Origin of the sequence: Bradyrhizobium sp. CIR18, assembly GCF_014198295.1 — a bacterium.
Taxonomy (GTDB): Bacteria; Pseudomonadota; Alphaproteobacteria; order Rhizobiales; family Xanthobacteraceae; genus Bradyrhizobium.
Genome location: NZ_JACIHF010000016.1, coordinates 129,299 through 147,500, shown reverse-complemented (window position 1 = coordinate 147,500; position 18,202 = coordinate 129,299). Strand labels below are relative to the sequence as shown.

General features: G+C 64.9%; 20 protein-coding genes. 10 read left to right on the top strand and 10 right to left on the bottom strand.

The annotated features are described in order from the left end of the window. Window positions 1-70: 70 nt before the first annotated feature. The 4 genes from GGD65_RS33865 to GGD65_RS33850 form a co-directional block, all read right to left on the bottom strand. A complete protein-coding gene (locus GGD65_RS33865) occupies window positions 71-1,690 on the bottom strand; it encodes a DHA2 family efflux MFS transporter permease subunit (protein WP_183238066.1) in 1,620 nt (539 codons plus the stop codon). Next, window positions 1,687-2,835 (bottom strand): HlyD family secretion protein, encoded by a 1,149-nt coding sequence (locus GGD65_RS33860; RefSeq protein WP_183238065.1) that lies wholly within the window; start codon window positions 2,833-2,835, stop codon window positions 1,687-1,689. The genes GGD65_RS33865 and GGD65_RS33860 overlap by 4 nt, the downstream gene beginning before the upstream one ends. A 199-nt stretch (window positions 2,836-3,034) precedes the next feature. After that, a complete protein-coding gene (locus GGD65_RS33855; RefSeq protein WP_018321727.1) occupies window positions 3,035-3,193 on the bottom strand; it encodes a hypothetical protein in 159 nt (52 codons plus the stop codon). Between the two features lie 21 nt (window positions 3,194-3,214). Further along, a complete protein-coding gene (locus tag GGD65_RS33850; RefSeq protein WP_028144036.1) occupies window positions 3,215-3,589 on the bottom strand; it encodes a PRC-barrel domain-containing protein in 375 nt (124 codons plus the stop codon). A gap of 141 nt (window positions 3,590-3,730) precedes the next feature. Between GGD65_RS33850 and GGD65_RS33845 the strand changes: the two genes are divergently transcribed. The 7 genes from GGD65_RS33845 (at window position 3,731) to GGD65_RS33815 (ending at window position 8,999) form a co-directional block, all read left to right on the top strand. After that, a complete protein-coding gene (locus tag GGD65_RS33845; RefSeq protein WP_018321729.1) occupies window positions 3,731-5,527 on the top strand; it encodes a thiamine pyrophosphate-requiring protein in 1,797 nt (598 codons plus the stop codon). An 8-nt stretch (window positions 5,528-5,535) separates the two neighbouring features. Further along, complete coding sequence (locus GGD65_RS33840) at window positions 5,536-5,763, top strand: hypothetical protein (RefSeq protein ID WP_183238064.1); 228 nt, start codon at window positions 5,536-5,538, stop codon at window positions 5,761-5,763. Between the two features lie 88 nt (window positions 5,764-5,851). Then, the gene (locus GGD65_RS33835; RefSeq protein WP_018321731.1) at window positions 5,852-6,403 is read left to right on the top strand and encodes a DUF4142 domain-containing protein; all 552 of its coding nucleotides are present in this window, start codon (window positions 5,852-5,854) and stop codon (window positions 6,401-6,403) included. Between the two features lie 207 nt (window positions 6,404-6,610). Further along, window positions 6,611-7,501 (top strand): SDR family oxidoreductase, encoded by an 891-nt coding sequence (locus GGD65_RS33830; protein ID WP_183238063.1) that lies wholly within the window; start codon window positions 6,611-6,613, stop codon window positions 7,499-7,501. A 90-nt stretch (window positions 7,502-7,591) separates the two neighbouring features. Then, entirely contained in the window at window positions 7,592-8,170 is a 579-nt protein-coding gene (locus GGD65_RS33825; RefSeq protein WP_092262575.1) for a phosphatase PAP2 family protein, read from the top strand. Continuing rightward, window positions 8,167-8,514 (top strand): DUF3147 family protein, encoded by a 348-nt coding sequence (locus GGD65_RS33820; RefSeq protein WP_183238062.1) that lies wholly within the window; start codon window positions 8,167-8,169, stop codon window positions 8,512-8,514. The genes GGD65_RS33825 and GGD65_RS33820 overlap by 4 nt, the downstream gene beginning before the upstream one ends. Continuing rightward, window positions 8,514-8,999 (top strand): hypothetical protein, encoded by a 486-nt coding sequence (locus GGD65_RS33815; RefSeq protein WP_183238061.1) that lies wholly within the window; start codon window positions 8,514-8,516, stop codon window positions 8,997-8,999. The genes GGD65_RS33820 and GGD65_RS33815 overlap by 1 nt, the downstream gene beginning before the upstream one ends. Here the strand turns inward: GGD65_RS33815 and GGD65_RS33810 are convergent. Continuing rightward, window positions 8,970-9,164: a hypothetical protein gene (locus tag GGD65_RS33810; protein ID WP_183238060.1), complete on the bottom strand. Its 195-nt coding sequence runs from the start codon at window positions 9,162-9,164 to the stop codon at window positions 8,970-8,972. The genes GGD65_RS33815 and GGD65_RS33810 overlap by 30 nt on opposite strands. Beyond that, window positions 9,148-9,306 (bottom strand): hypothetical protein, encoded by a 159-nt coding sequence (locus GGD65_RS33805; protein ID WP_018321736.1) that lies wholly within the window; start codon window positions 9,304-9,306, stop codon window positions 9,148-9,150. Before GGD65_RS33805 ends, GGD65_RS33810 begins: the two co-directional genes overlap by 17 nt. Window positions 9,307-9,478: 172 nt before the next feature. Here GGD65_RS33805 and GGD65_RS33800 point away from each other — a divergent pair, with 172 nt between their 5' ends. Beyond that, window positions 9,479-9,727, top strand: a complete 249-nt coding sequence (locus tag GGD65_RS33800; protein WP_018321737.1) for a hypothetical protein — start codon at window positions 9,479-9,481, stop codon at window positions 9,725-9,727. 255 nt (window positions 9,728-9,982) lie between these two features. On the opposite strand, the gene GGD65_RS33795 is transcribed toward GGD65_RS33800, so the two are convergent. The 3 genes from GGD65_RS33795 to GGD65_RS33790 form a co-directional block, all read right to left on the bottom strand. Beyond that, a complete protein-coding gene (locus GGD65_RS33795; RefSeq protein ID WP_179735292.1) occupies window positions 9,983-10,204 on the bottom strand; it encodes a hypothetical protein in 222 nt (73 codons plus the stop codon). 69 nt (window positions 10,205-10,273) lie between these two features. Beyond that, a complete protein-coding gene (locus GGD65_RS40880) occupies window positions 10,274-10,405 on the bottom strand; it encodes a hypothetical protein (RefSeq protein ID WP_256375115.1) in 132 nt (43 codons plus the stop codon). 117 nt (window positions 10,406-10,522) lie between these two features. Next, the gene (locus tag GGD65_RS33790; protein WP_092262557.1) at window positions 10,523-10,717 is read right to left on the bottom strand and encodes a hypothetical protein; all 195 of its coding nucleotides are present in this window, start codon (window positions 10,715-10,717) and stop codon (window positions 10,523-10,525) included. Between the two features lie 94 nt (window positions 10,718-10,811). Between GGD65_RS33790 and GGD65_RS33785 the strand changes: the two genes are divergently transcribed. Next, a complete protein-coding gene (locus tag GGD65_RS33785) occupies window positions 10,812-11,324 on the top strand; it encodes a DUF4142 domain-containing protein (RefSeq protein WP_183238059.1) in 513 nt (170 codons plus the stop codon). Between the two features lie 5 nt (window positions 11,325-11,329). Here GGD65_RS33785 and GGD65_RS33780 read toward each other — a convergent pair whose 3' ends face one another. Then, window positions 11,330-11,623 (bottom strand): hypothetical protein, encoded by a 294-nt coding sequence (locus GGD65_RS33780; RefSeq protein ID WP_183238058.1) that lies wholly within the window; start codon window positions 11,621-11,623, stop codon window positions 11,330-11,332. Between the two features lie 276 nt (window positions 11,624-11,899). On the opposite strand from GGD65_RS33780, the gene GGD65_RS33775 reads away from it, so the two are divergent. After that, complete coding sequence (locus tag GGD65_RS33775) at window positions 11,900-18,196, top strand: HAMP domain-containing protein (protein ID WP_018321742.1); 6,297 nt, start codon at window positions 11,900-11,902, stop codon at window positions 18,194-18,196. The last annotated feature ends 6 nt before the right edge of the window (window positions 18,197-18,202 follow it).

Here is an 18,202-nt window from a genome sequence, read left to right as displayed (position 1 = left end):
AGAAGCGGCCACCTCAGGGTGACGGGGAGACAGCGTCAATCGCGGTAAGACCAAGCCACAGTGCATACTCTCAATGTCCCCGCGCCGGCGCGCCCAGCTTGATCGGCCGCAGCACCGCCGCCGTGGGGATCATCAGCACCGCAATGATCGCCAGCGTCCAGAACACGTCGATATAGGCGAGCAGATCAACCTGCTGCTGCAAGGTGCGGCCGACCCAGGCGAGCGCCTGTGACGCGGCATCGCTCGCATTCGACCCTTGCGCCTGGAAGTAGCGCGTCATCGCGTCGATGGTCTGCTGATAGCCGAGGTCTGATGGCGCGGCGTGCTCGATCAGTCGGCTCTGGTGGAATTGCTGGCGCTGCGCCAGAACCGTCTGCGCCAGCGCGACGCCCATGGATCCGCCGATGTTGCGGGCGACGTTGATCAGCGCAGAGGCCTGGTTGGTCTTGTCAGGCGGAACGCCGTCATATGACGCTGTCGTCACCGGCAGGAACAGGAAGGGCAGGCCCAGCGCGAGGAAGATGCGCGACAGCGCCGCATAGCCATAGGTGATGTCGCCGGTGAGCCCGGTGAGATGCCACATCGAGAACGCGACGATGGCAGCGCCGAACATGATCAGATATTTCGGCTGCACCGTGCTGACGAGGCGGCCGACCACCGGCATCAGCACCAGGGTCGCGATGCCGCCGGGCGACAGCGCGAGGCCGGCCAGCATCGCCGTGTAGTTCAGCTCGGTCTGGAGCAGTTGCGGCAGCAGCTGGGTGGTCGAGATCAGCACCGCGCCCGTGCCGAGCATCACCAGGAAGCAGGCGGCGAACTGGCGCCGGCCGAGCAAGCGAAGATCGACGATCGGATCTTCCCGCGTCAGCTCCCACGGGATCAGCGCGAGCAGCGAGATCGCGGCCAGCACCGCGAAGACGACGATCATGTTCGACCCGAACCAGTCGTTGCGCTGACCCTCGTCGAGGACGAATTCGAGCGAGCCGAGCCCGATCGCGACCAGCAGGAAGCCGACATAGTCGACGCGCAGGCCCTTGCTCAGCAGCTTCTCCCTCTCCTCCTCCGCGTCCGACGGCTCCTTGACCAGCGTACCGACCAGGAACAGCGAGAGCAGTCCCATCGGCACGTTGATCAGGAACACCCAGTGCCAGCTGTAGGTATCGGTGATCCAGCCGCCGAGCGTCGGACCGATCACCGGCGCGACCACGACGGCGACGCCGTAGATGGCGAAAGCCTGGCCGCGCTTGTGCGGCGGGAAGGAGTCGGCGAGGATCGCCTGCTCGCTGGTGGCCATGCCGCCGCCGCCGAGGCCCTGCAGGATGCGGAACAGCACCAGCGATTGCAGATTCCAGGCGAAGCCGCACAGCAGCGATGCGATCGAGAAGATCGCGACGCATATCATGTAGAAGCGCTTGCGGCCGATCACCGTCGACAGCCAGCCCGAGATCGACAGCACGATCGCGTTGGCGACGAGATAGCTGGTGATGACGTAGGTGCTCTCGTCGATGCCAACCGCGAGCCCACCGGCGATGTGGCGAAGCGCGACATTGGCGATGGTGGTGTCGAGCACCTCCATGAAGGTCGCGATCGAGACCACGAAGGCGATCAAATAGGGATTATGCCCGCCGGCCGCGGAGCGCTCCGGCGACCAGCCGCCTGCGGATGCGCCGCCTTGCGCAGCGTCCGTCATCGCACCCTGGTCCAGGGCACGACCGACATGCCGGGACCGACCGGCAGATCGGCCGGCCAGTTGTCGACCACGATCTTCACCGGCACGCGCTGCACCACCTTGACGTAGTTGCCGGTCGCGTTCTCCGCCGGCAGCAGGCTGAACGCGGTGCCGGAGCCCGGCTGCACGGAATCGACATGGCCGGTGAGCTTGCGGCCGGGATAGGCATCGATGCGGATCTCGACCGGCTGGCCCGGACGCATGTCGTTCAGCTGCGTCTCCTTGTAGTTGGCGACGATCCAGACCTCGTCGGGCACAAACATCATCAGGCTCTGCCCCGCCGTGACGAAGGTGCCCTTGGCGCCCGAGAGCTTGACGACACGGCCCGATTGCGCCGCGACGACGTTGGTGTACTGCAAGTTCAGCTTGGCTTGATCGAGCTGAGCCTGCGACTGCTCAAGCTGAGCCTTGGCGCCTTCGAGCTGGGCTTGCAGCGTCTTGATGCCGAGTTGCGCCGAGGTCACCGCGGTCTTGGCGCGCTCGGTGTTGGCCTGCTGCGCCTGAAGGTCGGAACGGGTCTGCTGCTGGCGCTGCACGGTGCCGGCCCCCTTCTCGACGAGATCCTCGGCGCGCTTGAACTCCTCTTGCGAGAATTGCAGCTGAGCCTGCGCCTGTTCGAGCTGCGCCTGGGCCTGCTTGATCTGCTCCTGCTGCGAATCGATCTGCGCCTCGACGTTGGCGACGTTCGCCTTGGCGCTGGCAAGCTGCGCATTGGCCTGATCGATGGCGATACGGTAGTCGCGCTCGTCGATCCTGGCGAGGAGATCGCCCGCACTGACGTGCTGGTTGTCCGTCACCGGGATGTCGGTCACATAGCCGCCGACCTTCGAGGCCACCGAAAAGCTGCGCGCGGCGACGAAGGCATCGTCGGTGGATTCATAGTGGCGCGCCTCGAGCCAATAGAGCAGACCGCCAACGAGCGCGGCGATCAGCACGAAGGCGCCGGCGGTTGCCAGCAGCCAATGCTGACGAAAACGGTCTCGCAGCGACGGCGCCTTCGCCGGCTGACTGGTCTCGCTTGGATGATCGGGAGGCGTTTTTGGAGCTTCCTTCGCCCTCTGCGGCTGCTCCGCGGACGGCCCACGCTCCCGGGTTTGAGCATCCACGGCCAACACCTTTCTCGGGACTCAACCGGCGGCAGGTGGCAACGAGCCGCCTCGCCCGCCGCGAGCCTAACCGCAGCACCGAAGCATGGTTCCGCATCGCGAGAGGCCCGCCGCCATTCGTGAATGCCTGCTCAAAAAGGAAGCGCGGCACAGTTGCGTGCCGCGCTCGTCTCTGACGTCTCACGGGAAGCCGCCTGTCTCAGTGCGTCTTCGTCTCGTGCCATTTCTCGAGATCGGGCTTCTCCTCGTCGGATCCCTGCTCCTTCTCCGGATTGCCCTTCCAGGGCTTGTCCGTCTGCCGGTGCGAACCCCAGTCGTTCTGCTGCCGGGGATCGTCGTTGGGCCGTTCCTTGCTCATCGATCTCCCTTTCCGGGAACGTCAAGCGAAGGGAACACCGTAATAGGAGTTGATGCCGCGCACAGCTGCGTCATCACCCCAGTTCCAATCGCTTCGTTCGCCATATTTCGGGGCCCCTTCCAGTTCCTTGGTGGTGATGCCGGTGACATACCCGCCAAGCTCCGTGTCGTATTTCAGCGACTGCCAGGGCAACGGATAGTGGTCGTTGCCGAGGCCCAGGAATCCGCCGAAGCCGAGCACGGCGTAAGACACCCTGCCGCTGACCTTGTCGATCATCACGCGTTCGATCGAACCGATCCGGTTGCGGTCGGCGCCGTAGACCGACGTTCCCTCGACCTTGTCGCTGCCGATCAGCCGTCCCATCTCGCTGCGGCCCAGCTCGCCTTGATTCAGCATCTTAATCCTCCACTCAGCCAATATGAATCAACCGGATGAGCAAGCGATCGTTCCGGCGCAGATGTTCCCGGAAGCGGGCCAGGAACATCGCAGGGAAGGAGCCGTTCTCTGAACTTCACGCACAACCGAGAGCCACCCGCGATGTCCCAGACCGTCTCCGACTTCATCGTCCAGCGTCTGCATCAATGGGGCGTGCGACACATCTTCGGCTATCCCGGCGACGGCATCAACGGCGTGTTCGGCGCGATGAGCCGGGCCCAAGGCAAGGAAGAAGAGATCGGCTTCGTGCAGGCGCGGCACGAGGAGATGGCGGCATTCATGGCCAGCGCCTACGCAAAATTCTCAGGGCAGCTCGGCGTCTGCATCGCGACCTCGGGCCCAGGTGCCTCGCATCTCATCACCGGGCTCTACGATGCGCTGCTCGATCACCAGCCGGTGCTGGCGATTGTCGGCCAGCAGGCCCGCAACGCTCTCGGCGGACACTATCAGCAGGAGCTCGACCTTCTCTCGATGTTCAAGGACGTCGCCGGCGCCTACGTCATGCAGGCATCCTCGCCCGCGCAAGTGCGACACCTGATCGACCGAGCGGTGCGGATCGCGCTGGCGCGGCGGACCCCGACCGTGATCATCCTGCCCAACGACCTGCAGGAAGAAGCTTTCGAGAGCCCCCCACGTGCACACGGCACGCTGCATTCCGGCATTGGTTACAGCGCGCCCAGCATCATGCCACGTGAGGCCGATCTCGATCGCGCCGCGGAAGTTCTGAATGCCGGCAAGAAGGTCGCGATGCTCGTCGGCGCCGGCGCGCTTGGCGCCACCGACGAGGTGATCGCCGTCGCTGACCGGCTCTCGGCCGGCTGCGCCAAGGCGCTGCTCGGCAAGGCAGCGCTGCCCGACGACCTGCCGTGGGTCACCGGCTCGATCGGCCTGCTCGGCACCGAGCCCAGCTACAACATGATGATGGAATGCGACACGCTGCTGATGGTCGGCTCGGCCTTCCCCTATGCCGAGTTCCTGCCGAAGGAAGGCGCGGCGCGGGGCGTGCAGATCGACATCGACGCCGGCATGATGTCGATCCGCTTTCCCATGGAGGTCGGCCTCGTGGGCGACGCCGCCGAGACGTTGCGCGCTCTGTTGCCGCGGCTGAAACCCAAGAGCGACGGCGCCTGGCGCCAGGGTATCGAAGACGACGTCACGACATGGTGGAAGACGCTGGATGGCCGGGCACATCAGCCGGCAGCGCCGGTCAATCCGCAGCTCGTCGCCTGGGAATTGTCCCCGCGCCTGCCCGACCGCGCGATCATCACCAGCGATTCCGGCTCCTGCGCCAACTGGTTCGCCCGCGACCTGAAGATGCGGCGTGGCATGATCGCCTCGCTCTCCGGCGGCCTCGCCTCGATGGGCGCCGCGGTGCCCTATGCGCTCGCCGCGAAGTACGCCCATCCGGACCGTCCGGTGATTGCCCTCGTCGGCGACGGCGCGATGCAGATGAACAACATGGCCGAATTGATTACCGCTGCGAAATACTGGCGCTCCTGGCGCGATCCGCGCTTCATCGTTTGCGTCTTCAACAACGAGGACCTCAACCAGGTGACGTGGGAGCAGCGCATCATCAACGGCGATCCGAAATTCGAAGCCTCGCAGCGCATTCCCGACGTCTCCTATTCACGCTTCGCCGAGCTCATCGGCCTGCGTGGCATCTTCGTCGACAGCCCACAGCTGCTCGGCTCGGCCTGGGAGCAGGCGCTGGGAAGCGAGATGCCCGTCGTGCTGGAGGTGAAGACCGATCCCGAAGTGCCGCCGCTGCCGCCGCATATCACGCTTCAGCAGGCCAAGAACTTCTCGCTCGCCCTCTTGAAGGGTGATCCGAACGAAAGCGGGATGATCAAGGGAGCAGCGCGGCAGGTGCTCGAAACGATCCTGCCCGGAAAGCAATGAGGTCAACCATGAGCGACTTTCGCGACATCCAGCACGGCGTCAACGATCCCGTCGACGGCGTCGACGTGAAATACCATTTCAACGACAACAAGACTCCGCACGAGCGCGCGCAGCACCATGCCGATGTGCGTGCCGACGCCACGGCCGCCCCCGCCGAGCCGTTTCTGCCCGAGCGGCTTCGACGCAAACCGACCGATCCGATCAATCCGCGCACCGGGCGGAATCCGACGGGTTAGTCGCTAGGAACCTCGGCGCATGCGACGTGTTGATCGGCGCAACACCGCGCGGCAAGAGGCCGCGCGCCCCACTCGGAGGGACCGAACCATGAAGCGTGCCATCATCGCCCTTGCCTGCGTGCTTGTCGCCGGGCCCGCGATCGCCCAGTCGCTGGGCGAGAAGACCGGCGTCAATTCGGCGCTCGGCGTCGCGCCAACGACTGCCGACTTCGTCAAGCAGGTCGCCATCAGCGACATGTTCGAGATCGAGTCGAGCAAGCTTGCCACGCAAAAGGGCAACGCGCAGGAGAAGAGCTTCGCGCAACAGATGGTGACCGACCACACCAAGACCAGCACCGAGCTCAAGGGCCTCGTCGGTGACGGCAAGGTGCAGGCGACCCTGCCGACGGCGCTCGACAGCTCGCACCAGAGCAAGCTCGACAAGCTCAAGAGTGCGAATGGCAAGGACTTCAGCTCGGACTACAACTCCTATCAGGTGAGCGCCCACGAGGATGCCGTGTCGCTGTTCGAGCGCTACGCCAAGGGCGGCGACAATTCCACGCTGAAGGATTGGGCCGGCAAGACTCTGCCGGCGCTCAAGCACCATCTCGACATGGCCAAGGAGCTCGGCAAGGCGCCGAGCGTCGGCCAGACGAAGTAACCTCGAACGCGGGCGCCGGCTTGGCCGGCGTCCTCTGCGTCCCAGCAACGATGCCTGGCTCCCGCGCGTTGCGATCACGGACGTCGCGGAGAGCATCGTGGCCCAGCAGGACAGGCCCCCAATATCCAGCCGGCACGTCGTTCGCGCCGCGAGCATGTCGCTCGCCGCGGCACGCTGGCGTCTTCGACCGCGAAAGGAGATCCGCACATGGCCGAGCAGCCGCTGATCGATCCCGTCGGCCGCTTTCCGAAGCCGCCGTTCAAAAAGCAGTCGCAGCCCTGGCCGGGCCTCGCCGGCAAGATGGAGCCGCGGCCGGACCATGGCGAGACCAGCTACAAGGGCTCCGGTCGGCTCGCCGGCCGCAAGGCGCTGATCACCGGCGGCGATTCCGGCATGGGCCGCGCCGCCGCCATTGCGTATGCGCGTGAAGGCGCCGACGTCGCCATCAATTACCTGGCGGCGGAAGAGCCGGATGCGCAGGAGGTGATCGCGCTGATCAAGAAGGAAGGTCGCACCGGGCTGGCGATCCCCGGCGATCTCCAGGAGGAAGCGTTCTGCAAAAGGCTGGTCGAGCAGACCGTGCAAGGTCTTGGCGGTCTCGACATCATCGTCAACAATGCCGCCCGGCAGCAGGCGCGCGCCTCCATCCTCGACGTCTCCTCGGAGGACTTCGACGCGACCATGAAGACCAACATCTACGCGCCATTCTGGATCATCAAGGCGGCGCTGCCGCATCTCAAGCCCGGATCCTGCATCATCGGCACGACCTCCGAGCAGGCTTACGATCCCTCGCCCGATCTCTACGATTATGCGCAGACCAAGGCAGCGACGATGAACTATGTGAAGGCACTGGCCAAGCAGCTGGCGTCGAAGGGCATCCGCGTCAACGGCGTGGCGCCCGGGCCGATCTGGACGCCGCTTCAGGTCTCCGGCGGCGCCACGATGGAGAAGCTCGAAAAATTCGGCGGCATGACGCCGCTCGGCCGCCCCGGCCAGCCGGTCGAGCTCGCCTCGATCTACGTGCAGCTTGCCGCCGCCGACGCCAGCTATGCGACCGGCCAGGTTTACGGGGCGGCGGGTGGATCGGGGCAGCCTTAGCAGAGCTGGGACGCTCGCTGGAGCTCAGGAACCATCTTTGTCTCCAAGCTTTTACAAATCTGTCATGGAGGAAATATCGCCGGCTCACCGATGGCGCTCGTAACAGTCAAACCCACCCGGATCGATACGGCGATCGCGAACGAGATCGCACACAACACCAACTCGGGGCTCGAGCATACCACCCAGATATTGACCTGGGGGGCCGACGAGCATGTGCTCATCGCGCTGGCCGCTGCGGGATGGCTCTACACCCGGCTGCGGCACCCGCAGCAGCGTCCCGTTGCAGATCACGTTCTGATGGTCTCGCTGGCGACGGCCATACTGCCGCATGTTCTGAAGTCCGTGTTCGATCAGACCAGGCCGGACCGGCTGACCGTCACCGGCCATTGGCGGGGCGTCCCCTTCTCGGGGCGATCCCGCGACGCATTTCCCTCCGGTCACGCCGTGCATATGGGCGCTCTCGCCTCGGCGGCCGGCCTGTTGCCGCCTGCCCGGCGTCGGGCGGTCCGCGCCCTTGCCGTGGTGCTATCGTTGACGCGCGTCGTGGTGCTCGCGCATTGGGCCAGCGATGTGGTGGCGGGCTTTACGCTTGGCGTCGCCGTCGAGCGACTGTTCAGGCCGTTCACGCTGGCGAAACGGCGGCCTAAAGCCTCGCGGGTCCGGTCATGACCGAATATCTCCTGCGCTTCATCGCCGGCGGCCTGATCGTCTCTGTCTTCGCGATCCTGGGCGACATGCTGCGACCGAAGAGCTTTGCCGGCCTGCTCGGCGCGGCGCCGTCGGTCGCGCTGGCCACCCTCAGCATAGCCGTCGTCCAGTACGGCCCGCGATATGTCGCCGCCGAAAGCTGGACGATGATCTATGGTGCCATCGCACTCGGCTGCTACAGCCTCGTCGTCTGCCATCTCCTGATGAGGTTTCACTTCTCCGCTCTGCCAGCCACCACCCTCGCTTTTGCCGCATGGCTCGTCGTCGCCTTCGCTCTGCTCGCGGGTTTCGGAGGTGCTGCCTGATGCTGGTCAAACTGTCTACATCGGCGCTCAAACAGACGCGGTGGTACGAGTATGGTATCCGCTTTCTGCTCGGCGGACTGGCGACCGTCCTCGCGGGGGCCGTGACCACAGGTTTCGGCGTCTCCGTCGGCGGCCTCTTCCTCGCGCTCCCCGCCATCTTCTGCGCCAGCGCAACGCTGATCGAAAGCCATGAGCGCCGCGCCAAGGAAAAGGCCGGCCTCAGCGGAGACAGGCGCGGGCAGCAGGCCGCGGCGCTCGATGCCGCCGGTGCCGGCCTTGGAAGCATCGGCCTGGCGGCATTTGCTGCAGTCTTTTACGTCGTGGTTTCGACAACCGTGATCGGCGCATTCGTCGCCGCCATCCTGGTATGCGCGGCCGTGTCGGTGTCGGCGTGGTGGCTGCGGCGAAAGCTTCGCATTACCTCGCGCACCACGCAGACCGAACGCATGGGGCCATCAGCGAGGGGCCGCGGCCTCTTCCCGTAGCATCAGAAATCCATACATTTCGGCGGCCGTCTGAAGCTGATCGATGCGCGCCAGAATAACGTCACGCTGGCGGCCGTCCGGCAGGCCCGACAGTTCGTGCTCGAGCCGCAGCTTCTGCGCCCTGAGACGCTGCTCGAATGTATGTGGCTCAGATCGTCTTCGCATCTTCCGTCCTCGGTGGCTGCAGCCCCGGGCTGTTGGCCCAGCGCTCGACTTGTTCGATGACCTTCTGGTGGCTGGGACGCACCGGCTTGGGGGCTTCCGGCTCTTCGGAAAGCTTTCGGGGCAACCTGACTTCGTCCGTCATGGCTTCTCTCCCTTTCCAAGAGAATGCGCCACCGCCAAAGTCGTTTCAATAATAACCTATTGATTTTGCTATATTTTCCTACTCATTTGGCGTCTTTTTCGACTCTTGTGGAACTCCCGCCAAGTTAGTTTGTTGAGTAACCTACTCAACCTACTCAATTGCGTGATCGACCATGAACGACCTTCGCGCCGAGCGCCTTCAGGTCATGCTCTCGCCGGACGAGTTGGCCGCCGTTGACGATTTCCGGTTCAAGCATCGCATGCCGACCCGAGCGGCAGCGGTCCGCGAACTGCTCAAGTTCGGACTGGCCGCCGTCGGCGTCGACGCAGCCGCGGGTGTGAAGTCGAGCAGCTTTGGCGTGTTCGGGCGCGGACCCGACGGACATACGCAGGAAGATCCCGAGAACGGCACCGGGGGCTGACTCGCAAGAACCGTCCATAAGCGAACGACCCCGGCACGGTGGGTGCCAGGGCCGTCCTTGGAGATTGCTTCCGGCGCACCGGGGGCATGACAACCGGAAGCAACCTGTCGACGCCTCGCGCGAGGATTTGTTCCTCGCGCTAATCCGTTGCGTCTAAAGCGCGACGCGATGAGGATGAATCGTCATCGCGCTTTAGATTGTTGTTTAGGCATAATCCTTTCCGGAAGACCGCTGCGCGCTTCTCCGGATCATGCTTTAGCCGCTCGGCGCGTCGCCGGAATCGTCCGGCGTCATGCCCGAGCCCGGGGTCTTGCTGTTGTCGTTCAGCTTGGGATCGCGCGTCGCCTCTCGCGACGGTGAGCCTTTCGAACCCGCCTTTTGCGGATCCGCCTTGTGCACGGACTGAGCGCGCTCCTTATCGCGCGGCTGCTCCTCCGCCCGTTTGTCCTTGACGATGCCGTGGTCGGAATGGGCCATGATGTGCTTCGCCTCTCCTGATGTGTCGAAGCGGTTACGCACTACGGCGTCGAATGTTCCGGCGCGGCGCTAGCTGTGCGCCGCGTGGATTGGAGCCGATGCCTTCTCCAGATGAACCTGGCGCACCGTCGTCACCGTCGCGAACGCAACCGAGACACCAAAGGCGAGAATGAGTGAAAGAAGAGCCAGACGTGGAGCCATCACAAAACCTCCTTCTGGAAACGAAAACCAACGCGATCGACTATTCCCGGATCATCCTCGATTGGTCACTTGTGTTCCGTGAGCGGTCTCACACGCGGATTCACGAAGAGAGGGCCCTCACGCATCCTGCTTTTGAGGGAAACGGACCACGACGGGCGGAATTTCGCCATCAAGCCAATCCTGCTCGTGAGCGAGCGCCGTCCAGGCGTCCGCCATGCGCGAAAAACGCTTGTGGGCAGGTTGTCCCTCGGCGCGCTCAGCGAGCTGAAGACAGTTGTCGGCATTATCCCTGAAGATGTCAGACTGTTTCATGTTGAAGACGTGGGGACGGAACTCTCGCGTCGCAACCCGCTTTCCGGATCGTAATGTTCAGGGAACTTCGCACGCGATTCGCTGTTTGATATCGATGCGAGTTGCTGTCGCGATCGTCCTGGCATTCATCAGCACCGCCGCGCTTGCCGACAGCACCGGTGAACGAAAGTCTGGCGACCGCCCTCCGAGCGCAACCGACGTCATCAGCGGCCTCTATGATTTCAGCCGCTTCCAGCAGGGCCTCCTGGAGAGCACCGATCTGAAGGGCAACGCCGAGGTCAAGAACCTCGCCGCCTTGCGTGCCGAGGAAGCTGCCAAGCGCGACAAGGCGCTGAAGCAGATCCAGGAGGCGATCGGCGCGGAGCCGCGCGTCGGCAAGACGACGTCCGTCGGCGCCAGCCTGATCGAGCCCGAAACCTCGGACGGACCGACTTACGTCCGAAGCTTCTATGCCTCGCAGATTCCGGAATACGAATCGGCCATCAAGCTGCTCGAAAGCTACCTGAAGGCGCCCGACAACACTACGCTGGCAGCCTTCGCGCGCGAGCAGCTTCCGTTACTTCGCGCGCAGGTCAAGGACGCCCAGCGTACGATGGCGGACAAGTAGCCTCCTTACTTGGAGTTCGGATGGTGTTGCTGGCTCTCCGGCCGCACGGTGCGATCGCTCTCCGGCATCTTGTCCCGACCCGCATCGCCATTGTCATCCTTGCCGCCCGAAGATGAGGTGCCGCTTCCGCTGGGGTTCGACCGGGTCGCTGTCCCCGTCGTCGGGGAATCTGCCTTTGGATTGGCCGAACTGGCGGCGGGATCGCCGGTCATCGAGCCCCGGCCGCTGGGCGCCCCGCCCTGCGCCAAGGCTGACCCGGCAAACAGCATGACGACGATCGCAGCAAGTCCTGCTTTCATATCCCTTCTCCCTGTTTTGGGGCTAACCGCGAGGCTCGGCGCTCCGTTCCGAAGGGGCCTTCCGGGGACCGACAATGGGGCGGGTCGCCGATGCCGTTTCTTTTTTGAACCCCAATGGAACCAATTCAGCGGATTGCGGTTATTGCCGTCGGGCTGAGCAAGACAGGTTCCATACCTCGCGTCACACGTTGGCGCTTGATTTCGAATTTGGCTGACGCTCTATTTTGACAATTGCGTCTTGCCGTGGATTCGGCCGACACCTGCGGGGGAATCAGTATGAGCGACCTCGATCCCGGATCTGCATCACGGTCCGGTCGTCGCGTCCCAAAGCCAAAACCCAACGGTGTATCGGATCCGGATTCCCGGGCCGAATTGCTGCTCGCCCTGCAGGCCATGCGCAGCGGCGATTTCTCCGTCCGGATGAGCGGCGACTATCTCGGCATCGACGGCAAGATCGCCGACACTTTTAATGAAATCATCGCCGCCAACCAGCGCATGGCGCAGCAGCTCGAGCTGGTCGGCCAGGTGGTCGGCCGCGAAGGCAAGACGCGCCAGCGCGTGAAATTCGGCCTCGCCTCCGGCTCCTGGGCCGATATGGAAGGCTCCGTCAACACGCTGATCGACGACCTGCTGTGGCCGACCCGCGAGGTGACGCGTGCGGTCGCCGCGGTGGCGCAAGGCGACCTGCTTCAGACCGTCAAGCTCGACGTCGATGGCCGTCCGCTCCGGGGCGAATTCCTGCAGTCGGCGACCATCGTCAACACCATGATCAAGCAGCTCGGCGTGTTCACCTCCGAGGTGACGCGCGTGGCGCGCGAGGTCGGCACCGAAGGCAAGCTCGGCGGCCAGGCCCAGGTGCCTGAGGTGACCGGCGTCTGGAAGGACCTTACCGAGAGCGTCAACTCGATGGCGAACAACCTGACCAACCAGGTTCGCAACATCGCCGAGGTGACGATCGCGGTCGCCAACGGCGACCTCTCCAAGAAGATCACGGTCGACGTCCGCGGCGAGATCCTTCAGCTCAAGGAAGCCATCAACACGATGGTGGACCAGCTCCGCTCCTTCGCCTCCGAAGTGACGCGCGTGGCGCGCGAGGTCGGCACCGACGGCAAGCTCGGCGGCCAGGCGATCGTGCCCGGCGTCGCCGGCACCTGGAAGGACCTGACCGACTCCGTCAACGCGATGTGCGGCAACCTGACCGCGCAGGTCCGCAACATCGCCAACGTCACCACCGCCGTGGCGCGCGGCGACCTCTCGCGCAAGATCACGGTGGACGTGCGCGGCGAGATCCTGGAGCTGAAGGACACCATCAACACCATGGTGGACCAGCTCAACTCGTTCGCCTCGGAAGTGACCCGCGTGGCGCGCGAGGTCGGCACCGAAGGCAAGCTCGGCGGCCAGGCGCAGGTGCCTGGCGTCGCTGGCACCTGGAAGGACCTCACCGACAACGTCAACTTCATGGCCTCGAACCTGACCGCGCAGGTCCGCAACATCGCCGACGTCGCCACCGCCATCGCGAGCGGCGACCTCTCGAAGAAGATCACGGTGAACGTCTCGGGCGAAATCCTTCAGCTGAAGGAGACGCTCAACACCATGGTCGACCAGCTCAACGCCTTTGCCGGCGAAGTGACGCGCGTCGCACGCGAGGTCGGCACCGAGGGCCGGCTCGGCGGCCAGGCCAACGTGCTCGGCGTCGCCGGCACCTGGAAGGACCTCACCGAAAGCGTCAACTCGATGGCGTCGAACCTGACTGCCCAGGTCCGCAACATCGCCGAAGTGACCACCGCGGTCGCCGGCGGCGACCTGTCGAAGAAGATCACGGTGGACGTGCGCGGCGAGATCCTGGAGCTGAAGGACACCATCAACACCATGGTGGACCAGCTCAACGCCTTCGCCGGCGAGGTCACGCGCGTCGCGCGCGAGGTCGGCACCGAAGGCAAGCTCGGCGGCCAGGCCGTCGTGCGCGGCGTCGGCGGCACCTGGAAGGACCTCACCGACAGCGTCAACTCGATGGCCTCGAACCTCACCGGCCAGGTCCGCAACATCGCCGAGGTCGCGACCGCGGTCGCCAAGGGCGATCTGTCGAAGAAGATCACGGTGAACGTGTCGGGCGAAATCCTTCAGCTGAAGGAAACGCTCAACACCATGGTCGACCAGCTCAACGCCTTCGCCGGCGAAGTCACGCGCGTCGCCCGCGAGGTCGGCACCGACGGCAAGCTCGGCGGCCAGGCCGGCGTGCCCGGCGTTGCCGGCACCTGGAAGGACTTGACCGACTCCGTGAACTCGATGGCGGGCAACCTCACCGCCCAGGTCCGCAACATCGCCGAAGTCGCGACCGCGATCGCCGGCGGCGACCTGTCGCGCAAGATCACCGTGGACGTGCGCGGCGAGATCCTTCAGCTCAAGGACACGCTGAACACGATGGTCGACCAGCTCAACCGCTTCGCGGGCGAGGTGACGCGCGTGGCGCGCGAGGTCGGCACCGAAGGCCGCCTCGGCGGCCAGGCCAACGTGCCGGGCGTCGCCGGCACCTGGAAGGACTTGACCGACTCCGTGAACTCGATGGCCGGCAACCTCACCGCCCAGGTCCGCAACATCGCCGAAGTGACCACCGCCGTGGCGCGCGGCGACCTGTCGCGCAAGATCACCGTCGACGTGAAGGGCGAAATCCTCGAGCTGAAGAACACCATCAACACCATGGTGGACCAGCTCAACGGCTTTGCCGGCGAAGTGACGCGCGTGGCGCGCGAGGTCGGCACCGAAGGCAAGCTCGGCGGCCAGGCCGAAGTGCCCGGCGTCGCCGGCACCTGGAAGGACCTCACCGACAACGTCAACTTCATGGCCTCGAACCTCACGGCCCAGGTCCGCAACATCGCGGAGGTCGCGACCGCGATCGCCGGCGGCGACCTGTCGAAGAAGATCACGGTGGACGTGCGCGGCGAGATCCTGCTGCTCAAGGACACCTTGAACACCATGGTCGAGCAGCTGCGCTCCTTCGCCGCCGAAGTGACGCGCGTGGCGCGCGAGGTCGGCACCGAAGGCCGGCTCGGCGGTCAGGCCGTCGTGCCCGGCGTCGGCGGCACCTGGAAGGATCTGACCGACAACGTCAACCTGCTGGCGGCGAACCTCACCACCCAGGTCCGCAACATCGCCGAAGTGACCACGGCGGTCGCGCGCGGTGACTTGTCCCGCAAGATCACCGTCGACGTGAAGGGCGAAATCCTCGAGCTGAAGAACACCATCAACACCATGGTGGACCAGCTCAACGCCTTCGCCGGCGAAGTCACGCGCGTGGCGCGCGAGGTCGGCACCGAGGGCGAGCTCGGCGGCCAGGCCCAGGTGCCCGGCGTCGCCGGCACCTGGAAGGATCTCACCGACACCGTCAACTTCATGGCGGCGAACCTGACCGAGCAGGTCCGCGGCATCGTCAAGGTTGTGACCGCGGTCGCCAACGGCGACCTCAAGCAGAACCTCACTGTGAAATCCAAGGGCGAAGTTGCCGCTCTCGCCGATACCATCAACAACATGACCGAGACGCTCGCGACCTTCGCCGACCAGGTGACGTCAGTGGCACGCGAGGTCGGCGTCGAAGGCCGGCTCGGCGGCCAGGCCGACGTGCCCCGCGCCGCCGGCACCTGGAAGGACCTCACTGGTAACGTCAACCTGCTCGCGGCCAACCTCACCTCGCAGGTGCGCGCGATCGCGGAAGTCGCGACCGCCGTGACCAAAGGCGATCTGACGCGGTCGATCCAGGTCGACGCCCGCGGCGAGCTCGCCGAGCTGAAAGACAACATCAACACGATGATCACGAACCTCCGTCTCACGACGGACGTGAACACCGAGCAGGACTGGCTGAAGACCAACCTCGCCAAATTCACCAACATGCTGCAAGGCCAGCGCGACCTCACCACGGTGGGCCGGCTGCTGCTCACCGAGCTGTCGCCGCTGGTGAACGCCCATACCGGCGTGATCTACCAGGTCGAGAGCGAGGACAATCCGCAGCTCCTGCTGCTGGCCTCCTATGCCAGTGACGGCATCTACCCGTATCAGCGCGTGCTGCAGTTCGGCGACGGCTTGATCGGCCAGTGCGCGCTCGACAAGCGGCCGCGCGTGGTCGCCGACATTCCGTCCGACGCGGTGCCGATCAACTCGGCGCTGTTCCGGGTCGCGCCGAAGAACCTCGTCGTGCTACCGGTGCTGTTCGAGGGCCAGGTCAAGGCCGTGATCGAGCTCGCCTCGCTCGTCTCCTTCACGACCTCGCAGATGACTTTCCTGGAGCAGCTCACCGACTCCATCGGCATCGTGCTCAATTCGATCGAAGCGACCATGCAGACCGAAGGCCTGCTCAAGCAGTCGCAGCAGCTTGCCGGCGAACTCCAGACCCAGCAGCGCGAATTGCAGCAGACCAACGACCAGCTCGAACAGAAGGCACAGCAGCTCGCCGAGCGCAACGTCGAGGTCGAGCGCAAGAACCAGGAGATCGAGCAGGCCCGCCGCGCCCTCGAGGAAAAGGCGACCGAGCTCGCGCTGACCTCGAAGTACAAGTCCGAATTCCTCGCCAATATGAGCCACGAGCTGCGCACGCCGCTGAACTCGATCCTGATCCTGGGACAGCAGCTCACCGACAATCCGGACGGCAACCTCTCGGCCAAGCAGGTCGAATTCGCCCGCACCATCCACGGCGCCGGCACCGACCTGCTCAATCTGATCAGCGACATTCTGGATCTGTCCAAGATCGAATCCGGCACGGTGACGGTCGACGCCGAGGAAATCCTTACCGCGAACCTGCTGGAGACCGTCGGACGGCCGTTCCGGCATGAGGCGGACAACCGCAATCTGTCATTCAAGATCGACGTCGATCCGGCCCTCCCACGCAGCATCGTCACCGACTCCAAGCGCCTGCAACAGGTGCTGAAGAACCTGCTCTCCAACGCCTTCAAGTTCACCGCCGAAGGCGAGGTGCGCCTCAATGTCGCCGCCGCGGTCGGCGGCTGGGGAACGGATCATCCGGTACTGAACTCCGCGCCGGCGGTGATCGCGTTCGAAGTGTCCGACACCGGCATCGGCATTCCCCTGGAGAAGCAGAAGCTGATCTTCGAGGCGTTCCAGCAGGCCGACGCCGGCACCAGCCGGAAATATGGCGGCACCGGCCTTGGGCTTGCGATCAGTCGCGAATTGGCAAGCCTGCTCGGCGGCGAGATTCATCTGCGCAGCTCGCCAGGCAAGGGCTCGTCGTTCACGCTGTATCTGCCGCTCAAATATTCCGGCCCGACGCTCGCGCCGCGCGCCGCACCGGCGCCGCAGCAATACAACCAGCCGCCGGCGCTGCAGCCGGCCGCGCCGGAGCAGCAGCGCGTCATCGAGCAGCTTCCCGACGACCGGCTCAACCTCGAGCCTGGCGACAGCATCCTCCTGATCGTCGAGGACGACCCGCATTATGCACGTGTGCTGGTCGACCTCGCGCGCGACAAGGGATTCAAGGTCCTGGTCGCCGGCCGCGGCGCCGAGGCGCTGGAGCTTGCCAAGCAGTACCAGCCGAGAGCAGTCTCGCTCGACGTGTTCCTGCCTGACATGCTCGGCTGGACCGTGCTGAGCCAGCTCAAGCACAATCCGCTGACGCGCCACATCCCCGTGCAGATCATCACGCTCGACGAGGACCGCCAGCATGCGCTGGCCCGTGGCGCGTTCTCCTTCGTCAACAAGCCGACGACGACCGAAGGCGTCTCGGCGGCGCTGACGCAGATCAAGGAATATGCGCGTCCCAGGCGCAAGCGGCTCCTGATCGTCGAGGACAACGAGGCCGAGCAGCTTTCGATCCGCGAGCTGCTGCACCACGACGACATCGAGATCGTGACCACCGACACCGGCGCCGGCGCGCTGTCGACGCTGCGCGAGGCGCCCTGCGACTGCGTGGTGCTCGACCTCAGGCTGCCCGATATGAGCGGCTTCGAGGTGCTGGACCAGATCCGCAACGATGAGGCGCTGTCCAACGTTCCGGTCGTGGTCTTCACCGGCCGCGAACTCTCGGCGGAGGAGGATGCGGAACTCCACACCATGGCGCGCAGCATCGTGGTCAAGGGCGTGGAATCGCCCGAGCGCCTGCTCGACGAGACCGCGCTGTTCCTGCACCGCGTGATCACGGAGCTTCCGGTCGAGAAGCAGCGCATGCTGGAGAAGCTGAACAGTTCCGACGAGGATTTGATCGGCAAGACCGCGCTTCTCGTCGACGACGACGCCCGCAACATCTTCGCGCTGTCGAGCGTGCTGGAACGGCGCGGCATGAAGGTGCTGACCGCCACGACCGGCAGTGAAGCCGTCACCCTGGTCGAATCCAATCCGGAGATCGCCATCGTTCTGATGGACATCATGATGCCGCAGATGGATGGCTACCAGACCATCGGCGTCATTCGCGAAAACCCTGCCTTCGCCCGCCTTCCGATCATCGCGCTGACCGCCAAGGCGATGAAGGGTGACCGGGAAAAGTGCCTTGAAGCCGGCGCGTCCGATTACCTCGCCAAACCCGTCAACACCGATCAATTGCTGCTTGCGATCCGCATGTGGCTGCACCGCTGAGTTGGG

Excerpts from the sequence above, each read along its gene's own strand:
- GGD65_RS33780 (WP_183238058.1), bottom strand. The coding sequence starts at position 11,623 with ATGAAAGCAGGACTTGCTGCGATCGTCGTCATGCTGTTTGCCGGGTCA.
- GGD65_RS33800 (WP_018321737.1), top strand. The coding sequence starts at position 9,479 with ATGAACGACCTTCGCGCCGAGCGCCTTCAGGTCATGCTCTCGCCGGAC.
- GGD65_RS33805 (WP_018321736.1), bottom strand. The coding sequence starts at position 9,306 with ATGACGGACGAAGTCAGGTTGCCCCGAAAGCTTTCCGAAGAGCCGGAA.
- GGD65_RS33795 (WP_179735292.1), bottom strand. The coding sequence starts at position 10,204 with ATGGCCCATTCCGACCACGGCATCGTCAAGGACAAACGGGCGGAGGAG.
- GGD65_RS33850 (WP_028144036.1), bottom strand. The coding sequence starts at position 3,589 with ATGCTGAATCAAGGCGAGCTGGGCCGCAGCGAGATGGGACGGCTGATC.
- GGD65_RS40880 (WP_256375115.1), bottom strand. The coding sequence starts at position 10,405 with ATGGCTCCACGTCTGGCTCTTCTTTCACTCATTCTCGCCTTTGGTGTC.
- GGD65_RS33830 (WP_183238063.1), top strand. The coding sequence starts at position 6,611 with ATGGCCGAGCAGCCGCTGATCGATCCCGTCGGCCGCTTTCCGAAGCCG.
- GGD65_RS33790 (WP_092262557.1), bottom strand. The coding sequence starts at position 10,717 with ATGAAACAGTCTGACATCTTCAGGGATAATGCCGACAACTGTCTTCAG.
- GGD65_RS33820 (WP_183238062.1), top strand. The coding sequence starts at position 8,167 with ATGACCGAATATCTCCTGCGCTTCATCGCCGGCGGCCTGATCGTCTCT.
- GGD65_RS33865 (WP_183238066.1), bottom strand. The coding sequence starts at position 1,690 with ATGACGGACGCTGCGCAAGGCGGCGCATCCGCAGGCGGCTGGTCGCCG.
- GGD65_RS33785 (WP_183238059.1), top strand. The coding sequence starts at position 10,812 with ATGCGAGTTGCTGTCGCGATCGTCCTGGCATTCATCAGCACCGCCGCG.
- GGD65_RS33835 (WP_018321731.1), top strand. The coding sequence starts at position 5,852 with ATGAAGCGTGCCATCATCGCCCTTGCCTGCGTGCTTGTCGCCGGGCCC.
- GGD65_RS33845 (WP_018321729.1), top strand. The coding sequence starts at position 3,731 with ATGTCCCAGACCGTCTCCGACTTCATCGTCCAGCGTCTGCATCAATGG.
- GGD65_RS33775 (WP_018321742.1), top strand. The coding sequence starts at position 11,900 with ATGAGCGACCTCGATCCCGGATCTGCATCACGGTCCGGTCGTCGCGTC.
- GGD65_RS33840 (WP_183238064.1), top strand. The coding sequence starts at position 5,536 with ATGAGCGACTTTCGCGACATCCAGCACGGCGTCAACGATCCCGTCGAC.
- GGD65_RS33815 (WP_183238061.1), top strand. The coding sequence starts at position 8,514 with ATGCTGGTCAAACTGTCTACATCGGCGCTCAAACAGACGCGGTGGTAC.
- GGD65_RS33810 (WP_183238060.1), bottom strand. The coding sequence starts at position 9,164 with ATGCGAAGACGATCTGAGCCACATACATTCGAGCAGCGTCTCAGGGCG.
- GGD65_RS33825 (WP_092262575.1), top strand. The coding sequence starts at position 7,592 with ATGGCGCTCGTAACAGTCAAACCCACCCGGATCGATACGGCGATCGCG.
- GGD65_RS33855 (WP_018321727.1), bottom strand. The coding sequence starts at position 3,193 with ATGAGCAAGGAACGGCCCAACGACGATCCCCGGCAGCAGAACGACTGG.